Annotated in this window: 17 protein-coding genes; 7 read left to right on the forward strand and 10 right to left on the reverse strand. The window is 69.5% G+C overall.

What is annotated here, in order from left to right; genetic code table 11:
• The 6 genes from ABD154_RS09745 to ABD154_RS09770 all read left to right on the forward strand — a co-directional run bounded on the left by ABD154_RS09745 (position 1) and on the right by ABD154_RS09770 (position 4,769).
• On the forward strand, positions 1-1,287 hold the full coding sequence (locus ABD154_RS09745) for an ABC transporter permease (protein ID WP_211978901.1): 1,287 nt from the start codon (positions 1-3) through the stop codon (positions 1,285-1,287).
• Positions 1,288-1,313: 26 nt separating this feature from the next.
• Complete coding sequence (locus tag ABD154_RS09750; protein ID WP_211978902.1) at positions 1,314-1,814, forward strand: cytidine deaminase; 501 nt, start codon at positions 1,314-1,316, stop codon at positions 1,812-1,814.
• A gap of 34 nt (positions 1,815-1,848) precedes the next feature.
• Entirely contained in the window at positions 1,849-3,138 is a 1,290-nt protein-coding gene (locus ABD154_RS09755; protein WP_344251176.1) for a thymidine phosphorylase, read from the forward strand.
• A 93-nt stretch (positions 3,139-3,231) separates the two neighbouring features.
• On the forward strand, positions 3,232-3,885 hold the full coding sequence (gene deoC, locus ABD154_RS09760; protein WP_211978904.1) for a deoxyribose-phosphate aldolase: 654 nt from the start codon (positions 3,232-3,234) through the stop codon (positions 3,883-3,885).
• Between the two features lie 246 nt (positions 3,886-4,131).
• Positions 4,132-4,362, forward strand: coding sequence for a FitA-like ribbon-helix-helix domain-containing protein (locus tag ABD154_RS09765; RefSeq protein WP_211978905.1), 231 nt, complete (start codon positions 4,132-4,134; stop codon positions 4,360-4,362).
• A gap of 5 nt (positions 4,363-4,367) precedes the next feature.
• On the forward strand, positions 4,368-4,769 hold the full coding sequence (locus ABD154_RS09770; protein WP_211978906.1) for a type II toxin-antitoxin system VapC family toxin: 402 nt from the start codon (positions 4,368-4,370) through the stop codon (positions 4,767-4,769).
• A 244-nt stretch (positions 4,770-5,013) separates the two neighbouring features.
• Here the strand turns inward: ABD154_RS09770 and ABD154_RS09775 are convergent, their stop codons facing one another.
• The gene (locus ABD154_RS09775; RefSeq protein ID WP_211978907.1) at positions 5,014-6,834 is read right to left on the reverse strand and encodes a phospho-sugar mutase; all 1,821 of its coding nucleotides are present in this window, start codon (positions 6,832-6,834) and stop codon (positions 5,014-5,016) included.
• Between the two features lie 17 nt (positions 6,835-6,851).
• Positions 6,852-7,661, reverse strand: a complete 810-nt coding sequence (locus ABD154_RS09780) for a purine-nucleoside phosphorylase (RefSeq protein ID WP_211978908.1) — start codon at positions 7,659-7,661, stop codon at positions 6,852-6,854.
• Positions 7,662-7,707: 46 nt separating this feature from the next.
• Here ABD154_RS09780 and ABD154_RS09785 point away from each other — a divergent pair, with 46 nt between their 5' ends.
• Complete coding sequence (locus ABD154_RS09785; RefSeq protein ID WP_211978909.1) at positions 7,708-8,736, forward strand: GNAT family N-acetyltransferase; 1,029 nt, start codon at positions 7,708-7,710, stop codon at positions 8,734-8,736.
• On the opposite strand, the gene ABD154_RS09790 is transcribed toward ABD154_RS09785, so the two are convergent.
• The 8 genes from ABD154_RS09790 to ABD154_RS09825 all read right to left on the reverse strand — a co-directional run bounded on the left by ABD154_RS09790 (position 8,697) and on the right by ABD154_RS09825 (position 17,371).
• On the reverse strand, positions 8,697-12,290 hold the full coding sequence (locus ABD154_RS09790; RefSeq protein ID WP_211978910.1) for an FtsK/SpoIIIE domain-containing protein: 3,594 nt from the start codon (positions 12,288-12,290) through the stop codon (positions 8,697-8,699). The two genes, ABD154_RS09785 and ABD154_RS09790, sit on opposite strands and share 40 nt — an antisense overlap.
• Positions 12,291-12,433: 143 nt before the next feature.
• The gene (locus ABD154_RS09795) at positions 12,434-12,889 is read right to left on the reverse strand and encodes a pilus assembly protein TadG-related protein (RefSeq protein WP_211978911.1); all 456 of its coding nucleotides are present in this window, start codon (positions 12,887-12,889) and stop codon (positions 12,434-12,436) included.
• A 7-nt stretch (positions 12,890-12,896) separates the two neighbouring features.
• A complete protein-coding gene (locus tag ABD154_RS09800) occupies positions 12,897-13,415 on the reverse strand; it encodes a hypothetical protein (protein ID WP_249121031.1) in 519 nt (172 codons plus the stop codon).
• The gene (locus ABD154_RS09805) at positions 13,408-13,932 is read right to left on the reverse strand and encodes a TadE/TadG family type IV pilus assembly protein (protein WP_211978912.1); all 525 of its coding nucleotides are present in this window, start codon (positions 13,930-13,932) and stop codon (positions 13,408-13,410) included. The genes ABD154_RS09800 and ABD154_RS09805 overlap by 8 nt, the downstream gene beginning before the upstream one ends.
• The gene (locus ABD154_RS09810) at positions 13,929-14,186 is read right to left on the reverse strand and encodes a hypothetical protein (RefSeq protein WP_211979258.1); all 258 of its coding nucleotides are present in this window, start codon (positions 14,184-14,186) and stop codon (positions 13,929-13,931) included. The genes ABD154_RS09805 and ABD154_RS09810 overlap by 4 nt, the downstream gene beginning before the upstream one ends.
• 109 nt (positions 14,187-14,295) lie before the next feature.
• Positions 14,296-15,225: a type II secretion system F family protein gene (locus ABD154_RS09815; protein ID WP_211978913.1), complete on the reverse strand. Its 930-nt coding sequence runs from the start codon at positions 15,223-15,225 to the stop codon at positions 14,296-14,298.
• Entirely contained in the window at positions 15,225-16,151 is a 927-nt protein-coding gene (locus tag ABD154_RS09820) for a type II secretion system F family protein (RefSeq protein ID WP_211978914.1), read from the reverse strand. Before ABD154_RS09820 ends, ABD154_RS09815 begins: the two co-directional genes overlap by 1 nt.
• Positions 16,148-17,371: a TadA family conjugal transfer-associated ATPase gene (locus ABD154_RS09825; RefSeq protein ID WP_211978915.1), complete on the reverse strand. Its 1,224-nt coding sequence runs from the start codon at positions 17,369-17,371 to the stop codon at positions 16,148-16,150. The genes ABD154_RS09820 and ABD154_RS09825 overlap by 4 nt, the downstream gene beginning before the upstream one ends.
• Between the last annotated feature and the right edge of the window lie 95 nt (positions 17,372-17,466).

Raw genomic sequence — 17,466 nt, forward strand, 5'->3', positions numbered from 1 at the left:
ATGAGCGCACAGACTCTTGACACCCCGACCGGTGCGCACACCAAGGTGGTCGCGCCGATCGCGTGGAAGTACCCGATCGTCTACTCGGTGCTCGCACTCATCGCGCTGATCTTCTTCGGCCTCATCGGCCGGGCAGGGGATACGACCTTCCGGATCGCCACCGGCGGTGACTTCTTCGCCATCCCCGACCTCGTCGTGTCGGCGAAGGCCACGGGCCTCGTGCTCGCGCTCATCCTCGTCGTCATGGCGGCTGTGAGCATCTGGTTCGCGACCCGCAGGGACGACCTCGGCTCGTGGTTCCCCGTCACCTTCGGCATCGTCTTCGTGCTCTCGTTCCTCGCGTGGGCCGGCGGCGGCAGCGGCGGCGTCATCCCGCTGACCACCCTGCTCGCCGGCGCCCTGGCGCTGTCGGTGCCGCTGATCTTCGGTGCGATGTGCGGTCTCATCGGAGAGCGCTCGGGCATCATCAACATCGCGATCGAGGGTCAGCTGCTTGCCGGTGCGTTCCTCGCCGCGGTCGTCGCCTCGGTGGTGAAGAACCCCTACGCCGGGCTGCTTGCCGCCCCGATCGCCGGTGCCCTCGTCGCCGTGGTGCTGACCTTCTTCGCCGTGAAGTACTGGGTCAACCAGATCATCATCGGCGTCGTCCTCAACGTCCTTGTCGTCGGCCTGACGAACTTCCTCTACTCGACGGTGCTCACTGAGAACCCCGAGCTGTGGAACTCCCGGCAGAAGCTGCCCAACCTGCCGATCCCGCTGCTCTCGGACATTCCGATCCTCGGGCGGGTGCTCTTCGATCAGAACATCCTCGTCTACATCATGTACGTCGTCGTCATCGCCCTGCAGATCTTCGTCTTCCGCTCGAAGTGGGGACTGCGGATGCGGGCGGTCGGCGAGCACCCGAAGGCCGCCGACACCGTCGGCATCAAGGTCAACTTCACGCGGGTGCGCAACACGATCATGGCCGGGGCGATCGCCGGCCTCGGCGGCGCGTTCTTCACCGTCGGCTCCGGACTCGCCTTCGGCAAGGAGATGTCGGCCGGACAGGGCTACATCGCGCTGGCCGCGATGATCCTCGGCAAGTGGAACCCGAAGGGCGCGCTCTTCGCCGCCCTGCTCTTCGGCTTCTCGAAGAGCCTCGGCAACACGCTGCAGTCGATCGGCACGCCCGTGCCCAACGAACTGCTGCTCATGCTGCCCTACATCGTCACGATCCTCGCCGTCGCCGGATTCGTCGGACGGGTCCGCCCGCCGGCCGCCGAGGGCGTGCCCTACGTGAAGTCATGACAGTGTGACGGAGATCGGAGGATGCGATGACGACAGCACACGCGTTCGGGGACGATCCCACCTGGTGTGAGCCGGTGGCGAAGGTGATCCCCGCCGAGGTGACCGAGGAGTCCTGGGAGCTGCTGCGCGCCTCCGCGGTCGCCGCCATGGGAAGGGCCTACGCCCCGTATTCGCGGTACCCCGTCGGGGCCGCGGCCCTCGTCGACGACGGTCGGATCGTGGCCGGCTGCAATGTCGAGAACAGTTCGTACGGGGTGACCCTGTGCGCCGAGTGCTCACTCGTCTCCGATCTGTTCATGAGCGGCGGCGGCCGGCTCGTCGCCTTCGACTGCGTCGACGGCCACGGCACCACGCTCGCCCCGTGCGGGCGCTGCCGCCAGCTGCTCTTCGAACACGGGGGAGCCGACCTCGTCCTCAACATGCCCTCGGGACGGAAGACGATGGCCGAGGTCCTGCCCGACGCCTTCGGTCCCGACGACCTCGGGGCAGGCAGCCTCGGCGAGGGCACTGGGCACCCGAAGCACTGACCACTTCCCACCGACCACCGGAGGTTCACCAACTGTGACCGTAGAGTCATTCGACGCCGTCGACGTCATCGCCGCCAAGCGCGATGGCCGGGCGCTGTCCAAGGACCAGATCGACTGGGTCATCGACGCCTACACCCGCGGGGTCGTCGCCGACGAGCAGATGGCGGCGCTCGCGATGGCGATCTTCCTCAACGACATGGGGTCCGACGAGATCGCCGACTGGACGCAGGCGATGATCGCCTCGGGGGAGCGGATGGACTTCTCGTCGCTGACGCACACCACCTCGGACAAGCACTCGACGGGCGGTGTCGGGGACAAGATCACCCTGCCGCTCGCGCCTCTCGTTGCGGTCTTCGACGTCGCCGTCCCGCAGCTGTCCGGGCGCGGCCTCGGACACACGGGCGGCACGCTCGACAAGCTCGAAGCGATCCCCGGCTGGCAGGCGAACCTGTCGAACGAGGAGATCCTCACGCAGCTCGAGGACATCGGGGCCGTCATCTGCGCCGCCGGTTCCGGGCTCGCCCCGGCGGACAAGAAGCTCTACGCCCTGCGGGACACGACCGCCACCGTCGACTGCGTTCCGCTCATCGCCTCGTCGATCATGTCGAAGAAGATCGCCGAGGGCACCGCGGGCCTCGTCCTCGACGTCAAGGTCGGGTCCGGGGCGTTCATGAAGGACATCGGGAAGGCACGCCGGCTCGCCGAGACCATGGTCGGGCTCGGGAAGGCCGCCGGAGTGAAGACCTCGGCGCTGCTCACGGACATGTCGACGCCGCTCGGGCTCACCGTCGGCAATGCCCTCGAGGTGCGCGAGTCCGTCGAGGTCCTCGCCGGAGGCGGGCCCGCCGATGTCGTCGACCTCACCGTGGCTCTCGCCGAGGAGATGCTGCGGCTCGCGGGACGAACCGACGTCGACGTCCGGGCCGCGCTCACCGACGGTCGGGCGATGGACAAGTGGAAGGCGATGATCCGCGCCCAGAACGGGGATCCGGACGCCCCGCTGCCCGTTGCGTCCGACACCGAGGTCGTCTTCGCCCCCGAATCCGGGGTGCTGACGAAGCTCGATGCGCTCTCCGTCGGGGTCGCCTCGTGGCGGCTCGGTGCTGGACGCGCACGCAAGGAGGACCCGGTGCAGGCGGTCGCCGGCATCGAACTCCATGCCAAGCCCGGTGACACCGTCGCCGCCGGCGACCCGCTGCTCACCCTGCACACCGACACGCCTGAGCGCTTCGAGCGCGCCCTCGAGTCCCTCGTCGGGGCCTACGAGATCGGCGGCNNNCCCCCCGCCGTGCCGGACTCGATCGTCCTCGAGACGATCACGTAGGCTTGCGCCCGTCGCCGCTGGCTTGACCTGCCACCGGCCCAGCCCTTGCACCACCGCACACAGCATTCCCGTACACATTCTTTGGAGGACACCATGACCAGCCGCTCCGACGTCGCCGCCATGATCGACCACACCCTGCTCAAGCCGGAGGCGACGCGGGCCGACGTCGACGCGCTCGTCGCCGAGGCGAGAGACCTCGGCGTCCTCGCCGTGTGCGTCTCACCGTCGATGCTGCCGCTCACCGACACCGGTGACCTCGTCGTCGCGACCGTCGTGGGGTTCCCCAGCGGTCAGGTGAAGCCGGAGATCAAGGCCGCCGAGACCGAGCGGGCCGTCGCCGACGGCGCCGCTGAGGTCGACATGGTCATCAACATCGGGCAGGCGATCGCCGGGGACTTCGACGCCGTCGAGGCCGACATCCGCGGTGTCGTCGAGGCGAGCGGCGACGCGCTCGTCAAGGTGATCATCGAATCCGCGGCACTGACCGATGAGCAGATCGTCGAGGTCAGCCGGCGCGCCGAGGCGGCCGGAGCCGACTTCGTCAAGACCTCGACGGGTTTCCACCCGGCCGGTGGGGCCAGTGCGCACGCGGTGGCGCTGATGCGCAAGACCGTCGGCGACCGCCTCGGCGTCAAGGCCTCCGGCGGAATCCGCACCGTCGAGGCGGCCGAGGAGATGATCGCTGCCGGTGCCTCGCGCCTCGGCCTGTCCGGGTCCGCCGCGATCCTCGCGGGACTCTCCGACTGATCGGCACGCCCAGGCGCTCGCGGACCGGCACGACCCAGCGCTCCGACTGACGCGCCGCAGCGCGTGAGGCGCGCCAGTGGATCGTCGGCCGCTCGTTCAGGCGTTAGTGCGGATGCGGGCGCGTGCACGCCCCTAGATCCGCACCCGCGCTTGATCGAGCGCTGGCGGATTCGGGTATATCCGATGTTCTGCCGGTTCTGGCGCACTGTGCATGCAATCTGCATGCAAGACGCGTATGATCCTGTCATGACTGCCATCCAGATCCGCGACGTACCGCCCGAGATTCGCGATCAGCTGGCCGCTCGTGCGCGCGAGAAGGGCCAGAGTCTGAGCTCGTACCTCCGCGACGTCATCATCCGGGAAGCACGGTTCGCCGACAATGCGCGTGTCATCGACGAGATCTCGACGTGGAAGGGGCAGCGGAGCTTCAGCGTCGACGATGTTCTCGATGTCATCGATACCGGTCGGTCGGCCTGACGATCATGATCGTTCCAGACGCCTCGGCGGTGGCGCTGATGTTCGCAGATCCGGAGACCGAACCCCGACGGACCTCGGCCATCGAGATTCTCCGCGGCGATCCCGCGTGGATGGTTCCCGAGCATTGGCGCACCGAGGTGCTCTCGGTGATGAGAGGACTGACGTTGGGAGGAAAACTCGACGCCGCTGACGCTGAACGCGCGGTTGACTGGGTGGCTCGGCTGGTCGTGATGACCGCTCCCACCGGCCCGCACATCGCGAGGATGTGGGAACTCAGATCCAACTTGAGCACCTACGATGCCGGGTACGTCGCCGTCGCTGAATCGCACGACCTGACGCTCGTGACCGCAGATGTTCGCATCGCACGCTCGGGAGTCGCCCGTTGTCCAGTCCAGACTATCGCCTGAGATGGATGCCGAGCTGCGCAAGGGTTGCTCCGTCGACTCCATTGGGTGATTAGGACGCCTCGCTGGCATGCCACCTCGCCATTGCTCGACCATGAATGTCACGGTGCAATACACCGAGACCAGTGACGCTCGATCAAGCGGCAGTGCGGATGCGGGCGCGTGCACGGCCCTCGATCCGCACCAGCGCTTGATCGAGGTGCGCCAGCGCTCTCATAGCCCCCGAGCCGAAGCCCCCGTGCCGACCTCAGAGTCCGAAGTAGGCCTTGAGCTCGGTCGTGATCGTCGCCAGCCTCTCCTGCAGCGACGGCCCCAGGGCGGGGGCGCCGACGACCTCGAGGTAGCACTTGAGCTTGGGCTCGGTGCCCGAAGGTCGGACGATGACCCGCGAGTTCGCCTCCGAGAGCAGGAGGATGCCGTCGGTCGGCGGCAGGCCGTCGTACCCGGTCGAGAGATCGTGAACCTCGGTGACGGGTGACCCGGCCAGCGCGGTCGGCGGAGCCTGCCGCAGCTTGTCCATCGCCGAGGCGATGAGGGAGACGTCGTCGAGGCGGAAGCTCAGCGGTGCCGTCGCGAAGACGCCGTCGCGGGTGCGGATGCGGTCGAGTTCGGCATCGATCGTTGACCCGTCTCTTTTGAGGCGTGACGCCAGCGCGGCGAAGGTCACGGCCGCGGAGATTCCGTCCTTGTCGCGGACGACGGTCGGGTCGACGCAGTAGCCGAGCGCCTCCTCGTAGCCGAAGACGAGGCCGGGCACCCGGGAGATCCACTTGAAGCCCGTGAGCGTCTGCACGGCGGGGAAGCCGTGGGCGCGCACAGCGGCGGCAAGACCGCGCGAGGAGACGATCGAGTTCGCGAAGACGGGCCCGGCGGTGTCGGAATCGTTCGCCGAGGCGGTCGCTCCACCGGCGGTCGCGCCATCGGCGGTCCCTGACGCCGAGGCCGAGGCGGAGGCCGCGAGCCGGGAGGCGATGTCCTCGCCGAGGAGGAGCCCCACCTCGTCGCCGGTGAGCTGGCGGTACCCGGTGGGGGCGGCAGGATCGGGGATCGCCGCGGAGAACCGGTCCGCGTCGGGGTCGTTGGCGATGATGAGATCGGCGCCGACCTCTCTGGCCAAGGCATACGCCTCGTCGAGCGCGCCGGCTTCCTCGGGATTGGGGAATGCGACGGTCGGGAAGTCCGGGTCCGGCTTCTGCTGAACGGCCACCGGGTGGAGATTCTCGAACCCGGTGAGCGCCAGTGCCGCCTCGGCGACGGTCGCCCCGACGCCGTGGAGCGAAGTGAGCACGATCGACAGGTCCGCGCTCGCGCGCACGCCCAGGGCCTCGATGCTCTCGAGGTAGGCCTCGATGATCGAGTCATCGAGGTGCTCCCAACCCGATTCGGCACGCGGCACCGATGCGACGGACGGGACGGCGGCGATCCTCTCGGCGATGAGCGCATCGGCGGGGGGAACGATCTGCGCGCCCGCACCTGCACGAGCGGTGGCCGGGTCCGGTTCGATCGCGAGCAGCGGCCGCTCCCCGAGGTAGACCTTGTAGCCGTTGTCGGCGGGCGGGTTGTGGCTGGCGGTGACCATGACGGCGGCATCGGCGCCGAGGTGGGTGAGCGCGAACGCCGTGAGCGGAGTCGGCAGCTGTTCGGGCAGCTGGATGGCGACCCCGCCGGCGGCGGTGACGACGGCCGCGGTGTCGCGGGCGAAGTCGGAGGACTTGTACCGGGCATCGCAGCCGATGACGACGCGGAAGCCCGGGCCGACGGTGTCGTTGAGGAACGCCGAGAGTCCGGCTGCGGCGCGGATGACGACGGAGCGGTTCATCCGGTTGGGCCCGGCCGCGATCTCCCCGCGCAGGCCTGCGGTGCCGAAGACCAAGGGTCCGGAGAACCGATCTGCAAGGTCGGCGCGCGCGGCTGCGTCACCGGCCTCCGCCTCGGCGAGGATGGCCGTCAGCGACGTCGCCGTCTGCGCATCGGGGTCATCGGCGATCCACGCGCGGACGATGTCGGCGTCGAAGCCCGTCGTGAAGCGGTCGGCGACCCGGACCGGGCTGGTGTTCGATTCGCTCATCGATTCGCTCACCGGCCTCAGAGCTTTCCGACGATGTCGGCGAGCAGCTGGGAGATCCGCGGGGCTGCGGCGGCTCCGGCCTCGATGACCTCGGCGTGGGAGAGCGGGGTCTCCTGGATGCCGGCGGCGAGGTTCGTCACGAGCGAGATGCCCATGAGCTCGAGCCCGGCCTGCCGGGCGGCGATGGCCTCGAGCGTCGTCGACATGCCGACGAGATCGGCGCCGAGGATGCCTGCCATCCGCACCTCGGCCGGGGTCTCGTAGTGGGGGCCGCGGAACTGGGCGTAGACGCCTTCGTCGAGTGTCGGGTCGATCTCCTTGGCGATGGCCCGCATCCGCGGCGAGTAGAGGTCGGTGAGGTCGACGAAGTTCGCACCTTCGATGGGGGAGGTGCCGGTGAGGTTGATGTGGTCGGAGATGAGGACCGGGGTGCCCGGGGCCCAATTGCGGTTGAGCCCACCGCAGCCGTTGGTGAGCACGAGGCTGGTGCAGCCGGCGGCGGCGGCGGTGCGCACCCCGTGGGCGACGGCGCGCACGCCCTTGCCTTCGTAGTAGTGGGTGCGCGATCCGAGGACGAGGGCGTGCTTCCCGCTCGAGGCGATGCGCACGGTGCGCAGCGTGGGGACGTGGCCGGCGACGGCCGGGGCGTGGAATCCGGGGACCTCGGCGGCGGGGACTTCGCTGATCGTCTCGCCCAGCAGCTCGGCCGCTCCGCCCCATCCCGATCCGAGGACGAGGGCGATGTCGTGGGACTCGATCCCAGCGGCGGAGTTGATGGTCGTGGCCGCTGCCTGCGCGGCGGCGGTAGGATCGCTTAAGTCAGTCATGACGCCAAGATTATCAACATCTGACATGCCGCAAGGAGCGCTCACCATGCCGATCAGACCACTTGCCGACGGCGACGATCTGCGACTGAACGAGGTGTTCTCCGACGCGGCGACTCCGGCCGGTCACATGGCCCGGTCCCTGTTCCGTCCGGCCGCGGAGTCCCCGCTGCTGCGGTCGGTCATCGCCGAGGTGGTCCCCGAGGTTCCCGTCGGCGCGGCGGCGATCGCGGAGTCCCCGCTCCACCCGTACCGGGCGTGGGTCAACGTCGAGGTCGCCGCCGAGGAGCGCGGCCACGGTCTCGGTCGTGAGCTCTTCGAGGCGGTGTCGGCGGAGACCGCAGGAACCCCGCTGGAGGGCCTTGACCTGCGGGCTCGGGTCGAGGCCGGCAGCGTGGGGGAGAAGTTCGCCGAGGCGCTCGGCTTCACCCCGCTGACGACGACGCGGGTCATCAAGGTTTCCGCCGGGGCCCTGCCGCCCAGCGGCGGCGGTCGCGCCGAGGACCTCGAGATCGTCTCGACCGGGTCGGTCAAGCTGACGAAGGCGTTCCTCGAGTGGTACACCGCGGTCAACCGCGACGATGCGGTCGCGCCGCTGACGATCGGGCAGGTGAGCAGTGCGTTCCTCTCCGAGGCGGCCGGTGCCCATGGTGCGGCGATGCTCATGAGCGACTCCGCGGCGACTGGTTCCGGTGACGCAGGGTCGGGCAGCGGGCTGAGCGCCTTCGCTGTCTCCTACGCCAGGGAGGCCGACCCGGCTGCGGTCGGCGGGGCCCAGGATGCCGCGGCGAACCTGCACGGGACTGCGGAGGACGAGCCGGCGACCGAACTCATCCTCGGCTCGATGTTCGAGACCCGTGAGGACGTCGCCGACGCCTCCCCTGAGCAGTTCGAGGCGGCCATCGCCGATGCCGAGCTGCTGCTGGCCAGGCTGTCAGTCGACGCCGATGTCGTCATCGAGGTCACCAGCGGCATGCCCGTGGTCTCAGCGCTCGCCGACCGGCTCCTCGCCGCGGGCCAGGCGAGCGAACTCTACCGCTACGAGACACTTTCGGGACCTCCCGCGGACACGCAGTGAGTCGAGTCGACCCCGGAGTCGGTTGATTCGCCCCGCGTCGGTGACCCGACGACCCTGATCGCTCGTGCTCGGGAGTCGGTGACGAACCAGCCCGTCCCGGCGGTGCCGTCGAGTGGCGGCAGGCGGGTGAACCCGAGAGTCGCGAGGTCCTGAGCAGTGTGACTGCCGAGGATGAGCGTGGGTCCGAGCGTCTGGGCGCTCGCCAGCGGCGAGCCGTAGCCAGGAGTGAAACGCAGCGGCATCGTCACCACGTGGAGCCCACCGGCCGTGACGTCGAGCGTCGCAGGCTCCTCGCGATGCGCGTCGTCGTGGATCGTCAGGTCCGCCTGCTCGCACCTGCTGAACGCCCGGGCCAGAGACGATTTCCCGCTCTGCGCCGACCCGCGCACAGTGAGCACGGAACCGTCACGTGCCGGGTCCCAGGACACGGGTTCCCCGAAGGCGTCGATGCCGAGCGGAATCGTTCCGTCCTCCCTCCGTCTCGGCGACGCTTCCCTCACGTCACCCGGTTCGTCGAGTCCCCGCCACCCCGGTGAGAAGGCCGACGAGCCTGCACCACCACGAGGGGGAAAGAGCTGGACGTCGGCGCCGTCGCCGCCGCACTCAGCGGTGCGCGGGCCGACGAGCACGGCACGCAGACGCGGCCACGTTCCGAGGAACCGGTGGCGGGAGAGACCGACGCTGAGACCGTCCCCGCCGGCGCTCGGCGGGAAGATGAGGTGAGAGCGGAACTGGGAGGAGATGCGCAGCCCCGACCGGCACCCGGCAAGGAGGAGCGTGAGTCCGAGATCGCGGGAATGGGAGAGGAGGCCCTCCAACGCCGCCGCCGTGTGATGGTCGAGGGAATCGACGAGCTCACCCCAGTTCCCGCACACGACGAGCGTCGACGGTCGCGCCCGCGCACTGCCGGCGGAACCCGAACTCGGTGGGCGACCCAGATGGTCGAGGATCGCATGCAGGCGCCACCCGGCATGCATCCCGCAGGAGATCGCCGCCTGGTCGATGACCTCGGCGATCCGACCGAGCGCGACGATGCGGTGGGTGACGGCTGCCGACGCCGCCAGCGTCACGAGCACGGCGGTGGGATCGTCGTCGGTGACGACGATGGTCGACCCGTCCTGCGCCGGATCATAGGACCAGTCGATCTGCCGCTGTGCGGCGGGGAGGTCGATGATCCCGGTGACAGGCTGCTGCGACGACGCGCTCGCCGCAGTACCCGGGACGTCATCAACCGTCGGCAGCGGCGGGGGCACGACGGACCGCGGCGCATCGACGGTGTGCGCGTGCGCCGCGGTGAGGAGATTGTCGATGCGGATTCCGGTGAGGGCGGAGCTCGTCTGCACGGCACGACCGGGTTGCCACGGTCGCAGTCGGGGACGCTGAGCGGTCGGTTCAGGCGGCTCGTCGGTGAGGGGAACGGCGACGCGGAAGCGAACGAGCGCGGACCCCGCATCGAGGAGAGCGGCCCCGGGCCGGTCCGGCGGAAGACGCGCGGCATCGGCGACGCTGATGACATCGGAGGAGTCGGCGTCGTCGCGCACGCGCAGGCAGATCCGAATGCTGATGTTCGCCTTCATGTGCCCGGTGACGATGCCCAGCGGCCGTTGGGTCGCGAGGATGAGATGGACGCCCAGAGACCGGCCGAGGGCGGCAAGATGCTCGAGCAGGTCCGCGGCCCGGGGATGCGCGGTCATGAGGGCGTGGAACTCGTCGATGACGACGACGAGCCGTGGGGGAGGGACATCGAGGTCGAGGATGTCGGCGCACCCGCGGTCGGCGAGCAGCCGTTCGCGCCGCGTGATCTCCGCACGGACGGCGACGAGCGCCCGGAAGGCCGCAGCCGAGTCGAAGTCGTCGAGGACGCAGTCGGTGTGCGGCAGCCGTGACAGGGGTGCGAACGTCGCTCCGCCCTTGAAGTCGATGAGGACGAAGGTCAACCGCTCGGGTGGGTGATGCAGGGCCAGGGACAGCAGCCACGACTGGAGGAGCATCGACTTGCCGCTGCCGGTGGTGCCGGCCACGAGAGCGTGCGGGCCGTCGCCGAAGAGATCGATGCCGACCGCCCCGAGAGGTCCGCGGCCGACGGGGACGGCCCCCGAATGCGGCTGCCGCCAGCGGTTCGCGGTGCGTTCGGGGTCATCATCGCAGTGCTCGCCGAGGCCGTGGCAGGGGAACGAGTCGGCACCGGTCGCCGGCATCCCGGTGCGCACGAGCGTGAGAAACCGGGCCGGTGGCATCAGGGTCGCCGTGAACGCTCGGCCGGGCACCGGGCCCTCGAGCGCCGTCGACGTCGTCGTCCGCGCTTGCGCGAGATCGCCGAGGACGAGGGAGACAGTGCTCTTCGGCTTGGGTGCCCCGAGGCGGAGGGTGGTCACAGTGCCCTCGGTCCGCAGGTCGACGCTGATGCGCTCCGAGGGGTGGGTCGCCGCGGTGGCGGGCTCGTCCCGATCGAGCGCGCCGACGAGGTCCGGCAGCTCGCGCACTTCGGCCGACGGTGCCCACGCCCACCGGCGGTCGGCCAGCCAGGCGAGCATCATCGGCAGCAGGTGAGCGCGTTCACCGGTGACGACCACCGCGGTCGATCGCGGGTCGATGCAGATGGGGACGTCGCTGACGACGGCATGGTCGTCGCAGCGATCGACGCGGTCGTCGATCTCGGGTGCCAGTGAGATGCGACTGAGGATCGCGCCGAACCCCAGACACAGGCCCGGGGAGGCGCGTGCCGTGCGCTGTCGCTGCGCGATGAGCCGGAGGGCTCTCGTCGAGGCGTCGTCGATCGCGTGTGCGCGCTCGATCCGGTGCGTCTCCACGTCCCGGGCATAACGGCGCTTCTCGACGAGGTGGGCGATGTAGCCCGACAGGGGCGCCGAGAGGCTGAAGAGGAGAAACCACCACATGCCGGTGAGCAGCGCGAGGGCGATGCCGATGCCGATGGGAATGAGGAACGCCCACCACTGCGGCGGACGGGCCGCGCGCGGTTCGTCGACCGCGTGCGGCGCGACATGGATCGTCTCGCTGCCGGCGGTGTTCAGTGTCCCACCGGTCGGTGCCTCAGGCAGCTGATCGCGGTCGAGCTCGGGGAGGAACACGGTGGATCCGACGAGGCTCTGCGTGCGCAGTCCCGCAGGAGCGAGGCGGAGTCTGACCGGAGCGCGCGAGAGGCAGGGGTCGGCGATGAGGAGGCCGTCGGAAGACGGTACACGAGCGATGAGGGTCTGGCGTGGGTCGATGGCGAGGGTGAATCCCGAATCGGGGCCGGCGAGCACCGACACCGTCGTGCTGCCGCAGCCGCGATCGAAGGCACCGGCGCCGAGGAGGGTGACCGGGTGGAGTCCGCGCCATTGGCCCCACGTTATCGACTCAACCCAGGCCGATGGATCATCGGGCGGTGGAGCGGAGCCCGGGTTGGAGGCGAGGAGATCGTCGACGGTGACAGGCTCATCGATGACCGAGCGGAGCACATCGAGGACGGGCTGCTCGCCGTCGGCGTCGAGGACGTCCGTGCGCACGGCACCGCTGACTTCGACCCGCTGGACGACTCCGCTGACCTTCATCGCATCAGAGTCTGGTGAACCGGTGCCGGTCGGCAAGCCGTCATCCGCCCCCTGTGGACGAGCGCTGAGCGTTCACAGGCTCACAGCACGCGAGTCCATCCGCTGTCCACAGGTTCCGGCACACGAGTCCGCAGGCACGGTTGTCATGAGATCCGCAGTGACCCTCGCGCCAAGGCGGTGGCACTGAGTTCGATGAGTCCGGGAACGAAGGGGGAGAGCAGCGCCGGGGTGTAGTCGGCGCGCAGACGGATGACGACCGAGGCCTCGCCGTCGACGTCGGCGCGGATGCCGACGTTGTCGAGGCCCTCGGGCGAGGGGACGGCCGAGACGTAGCGCGCCGCCGCCCGCTGCGCCGCCGGCGGCGAGAACACGAGTCCGGGTTCTCCGTCCGGGGCGGGTTCGAACGAGTCGGAGGCCGCGAGGGCTGCCGAATCGGCCATCGCCTGGAGTTCGCGACGGGCCATGTGCAGGTCCGTGAGGGCGGCGATGAGGAACGCGAGGAGGAGCGCGATGATGACGAAGCCGATCGCCAGGGGAGTGATCGACCCCTCGTCGGCCGGGCGGTGACCGGGAGCGGTGGACCTCGTCGTCAGGGACATCGTCGACTCATCCGTTCCCGGTGGTCGCGACGACATCGGAATGCGAGGCCCGCATGGTGATGTGCGGGGAGTTCTCCGAACCGAAGATCAGGGGGATCCCCGGCAGCGGAATCCGCGTTTCGACGTCAGCGGTGACGAGAGAGCCAGCGCGTCCACAGGGTCCTGAACATGAGTAGGTGATGGTGATGGGAACATCCCGGAGCCCGAAGTCGGTGAAATGCATGGCGGCGACATCCTCGGCGCGCTGCTGCGAGGGGTTAGCGTCGCGGGCGGCGATCCGGGAGGCCGACACCGCCGCCGAGGTCGTCGCGTAGCCGGCCGCCTGCAGCTGGGAGAGCGCGAGCATGAGGTAGACGACGGGGATGAGGAGGATGACCGCGGCGAAGATGAACTCGATGACCGCAGTCCCGGCATCGGGGAGAGCGAACCGGACCTCCGCCTCGGTGTCCTGGGCGACGGATGGGTGGGCAGGGCCGACGGATGGGTCGGCAGGCCCGACGGAGGGGAGGACAGCGGGTTCAGTCACGGTCGATGTCCTCGACGATCGAGCGTCCCCGCAGGTCCCACACCTCGGCGGGTCCCCAGAGTCCGAGCACGGGCAGCGGAGTGCGGACCCGGACTTCGACGATCTCGACGTTCCCGTTGCTCTCGGTGTCGACGGAGATCGCCTCGGCGTACCGTTCGCCGAGTGAGGCCGTGATGAGCTGCGCGGTCAGCCGCCTGCCGTCGCCGGCCGTCTGATCGGCGAGTCCCGCCTGCCGGGCACCGGCGATGGCCGAGTCGATGACGGTGTTGCGGACGTGGATGACCAGACCGATCTGCAGGGCGCCGGCGAGAACGAGGGCGAGCAGAGACGCGACGAGGGCGAACTCGGCGATCGCGGAACCGGTGTCCGTGCCGCCGACCGCACCGTTCTCAGAGCGCGCGCCCGCATCGGCCGTGTCACCGTCGACCGCACCGCTGCCGGCCGCGCCGCCACCGGCCGCGCCTCCTGTCGGCGGGGAGGCAGCAGCAGGGGCATCGCCGCGCTGTGCTCGGCTCACCCGGCACCTCGGACCTTGTTCATCGCGTCCTCGAACATCGAGGTGAAGGCTTCGCCGGCGAGCGCCCAGAGGGCGACGACGAGTCCCGCGGTCATCAGTGTGATGAGCACCCAGCCGGGCACATCGCCGCGATCGGGACGGTCGCCGCGGTGCCCGTCGTCACCGGCGCCGTGCCGGGCAGCCGGTGGGGAGGTGTCGTCGCCGATCCACCCGAGGGTGAGCAGGGTGAGGTGTGTCATGAACCGGTGGAACATCATGTCTCCTTCTTCGTTGCGACGGTCGATGGCTGGGGAGGTCGGGTGGGGGAGCAATGGCGTCGGGGCGGATGAGGACAGGGGAGCGGAAAGCGGCTGGGCGTCTCGGTCAGGGGCTGAGGTCGAGGACGGCGAGGGAGGGGAAGACGGCGAAGATCACGGTGACGGGCAGGACGAAGACGACAACGGGCACGAGCATGCCGATCTCCTTGCGTCCGGAGAGCTCGAGGAGGCGCCGCCGCGACTGCTCGCGGACGTCGGCGGCCTGGGAGCGCAGCACCTCGGCGAGTGGGGTGCCGCGGGTCATCGAAACGGCGAGTCCGTCGACGAACTGGACGATCTCCGGGATCGCGATGCGCGTGGCCATCTGGTCGAGGGCCTCGACGAGGGGAGTGCCGGTCCGGGTCGCCGACAGCGCGGTGCGCAGTTCGTCGACGAGGTCGCCCGAACAGGTCCGGCACACCCGTTCGAGTGCTTCGACGATCCCCTCACCTGCGGTGATCGAGAGGGCGAGGAGTTCTGCGACGGTGGGGAACTCGGCGAGGATGCGGGATTCGTGGCGGGCGATCGCCTGGCTGAGACGCCAGTCGTTGACGATGTGGCCGGCGACCCCGCCGCTGACGACGAGGACGATGACGACGATGGGGGAGAACCCGCGCTGCGCGCTGATGAGACCGGCGAGGCCGCCGCCGGCGATCATGCCGACGAGGATGCTGAGGATCTGATTCGTCCGGAACCGCTCGATCGTCGCTCTCCCGCCGAGGCGGCCGATGCGCAGGCTGAGGGTCGCATCGGTGGTGATGCGCGAGGTCACCCATGTCGTCGCCGTCAGGGCAGCCTGCCGGAGTGCCCCGAGGAGGCCCTCCTTCCGGGGTGTCGGCGGGGCGTAGACGTCGACGAGCGCCTCCTGATCGCGCAGGTACGGTGCGATGCGCGACGACAGGGTCGGGCGCCGCAGCGGAGGCAGGGCGAGGACGAAGACGGTGAGGGCGACGCCGTTGAATGCGCCGAGGAGCAGGAGAGTGAGCGGGTCGGTCATCAGGCCTCACCCGCCTCGGCGCTGCGGTGGAACGGGGACCGGGCCAGGGAGGAGCCCTCGATGACGCGCGGTTCCTGCGGAAGTCGGCCGATCCGCTTCATCGCCTGGTAGGCGAGGAGGGAGACGACGAAGCCCGCGGCCAGGAGGATGAGCCCGGCCTGTGAGTTGTAGGCCGCAGCGGTCTCGGGGCGGGTCGAGAGGAACGCGAGGACGACCCAGGGGGCGGCGACGGCCAAGCGGGCACCGTTGACGGTCCACTGCTGGCGGGCGGAGAGTTCGTTGCGGGTGCGGGCGTCGTCGCGGACGAACTGGGCCAGAGCCCGCAGCATCGTGCCCAGGTCGCTGCCGCCGACCTGCCGGGTCACGCTCAGGGCCGCGACGATGCGGTCGGCGACAGGATCGGCGCTGACCTGGCGGAAGCGTTCGAGGGCGATCGCGAAGGAGCCGCTTGCGCGATACTCCTCGGCGAAGACCTCGAAGAGCGGCCGCAGCGGCTCGGGTCCGCGGTGGGCGAGCGAGCTCAGCGCTTCGGGCAGTGAGAGTCCCGCCCGCACACCGGAATTGAGATGGTCGAGGGTCTCGGGCCAGAGTTCGCGACGCAGCACCTGCTTCGAGCGCGCACGGTGCTGGAGGTACCGGTAGGGCAGCCACGAGGCGAAGAGACCGAAGCACAGGGCGATCGCCCACGAGCGGGTGAGCACGGTGGCGACGACGGTGACGGTGAGGAAGACGGCGATCGTCAGCAGGAGCAGGTGGAGGGGGCGCAGGCGCGGGAATCCCGCACCCGTGAGCATGTCGTCGAGTTCGCGGATCCACCGCCGCTGCTGCCGGCGCCTCGCCGTCTGCTCCCACAGGGACATCCAGATGAGCAGCAGTCCCGCGCCGAGGCAGGCTCCCACGAGCAGGCTCAGCTGCGAGTAGCTCATGCCGCTTCCAAGATCTGGTGGAGGTCCTTGCCGATCGCGGAGAAGCGCTCGCCGAGGTGGCCGAACCCCTGTCCGCGCACCAGCGTCCCGTGCGGGGAATGGAAGAGGGTGTCGAGTTCGATGACGTCGCCTTCGACTCCGCCGGGCACCGCGCAGATCTCATTGACGTGGCGGACCCCGCTGTTGTCGCGTCGCAGGTGGACGACGACGTCGATGCTCACCGCCACCGTCGGGACGACGAACGACGACGAGATGTTCGCCCCGGCGAGCAGCGGAAGGGTCGAGATCTTCGTGATCGCCGCACGCGCGGAGTTCGCATGGATCGTGCCCATGCCGGGCAGCCCCGAATTCAGGGCGACGAGGAGGTCGAGGCTCTCGGCTTCCCGGACCTCCCCGACGATGATCCTCGTCGGACGCATCCGCAGGGCCTCTTTGACGAGTGCGCGGAGGGTCACAGCGCCGGTGCCTTCGAGCGAGGGCTGGCGGCACTGCATCGGAACCCAGTCGCGGCTGGGGAGGTTGAGTTCGAAGACCTCCTCGCAGCTGACGATGCGTTCGCGGGCGGGGATCGACCCGGCCAGAGCGTTGAGCATCGTCGTCTTTCCCGCCTGGGTGGCGCCGGAGACGAGGATGTTCGCACCGCAGCTCACGGCGGCGTCGAGGAAGCGGGCCGCCGGGGGAGTGAGCGAGCCCTGGGCGACGAGGGCGGCGAGGTTGCGGGGCCGCTGGATGAACTTGCGGATGTTCACTGCCGGGGAGGAGCGCGTGATGTCGGGGAGGACGACGTGGAGCCGGGAGCCGTCGGGAAGCATGGCGTCGACGAAGGGCTGTGAGAGGTCGACCCGGCGACCCGAGGTGCGCAGCATCCGCTCGATGAGGTCGTCGAGTTCGCCGCTGGTCAGCTTCGTCGTCGTGAGCTGGTGGACACCGTCGACGGCGATGAACACCTCGCTCGGCGAGTTGATCCAGATCTCCTCGACGCGGGGGTCCTCGAAGTAGTCCTGAAGGGCGCCGTAGCCGGAGAGCTGATTGTCGATGAATCGGAACGTCGCCTCTTTGTCCGTCAGCGGCGGAAGGTCCGCGGTGAGACTGCGCTCGTCGTATTCGGAGATCACCGAGCGGATGACTTCGCGGGAGCGCTGGACATCGGTGCGGGGATCCACGTCGAGGTCTCGGATCCTCTTGTGGACCTCGCTCGTGATGACCTCGGTGGCTTCCACGGTGAATCCCTCGGTGGCGATCGGCGAGTCCGTCGGTGTGAGCGGCGGGCAATAGGTTGTCAATGTATCCGCGAAATTCCCATTTATCCAGACTT

It is taken from the genome of Brevibacterium sanguinis (genome assembly GCF_039528855.1).
Taxonomy (GTDB): domain Bacteria; phylum Actinomycetota; class Actinomycetes; order Actinomycetales; family Brevibacteriaceae; genus Brevibacterium; species Brevibacterium sanguinis.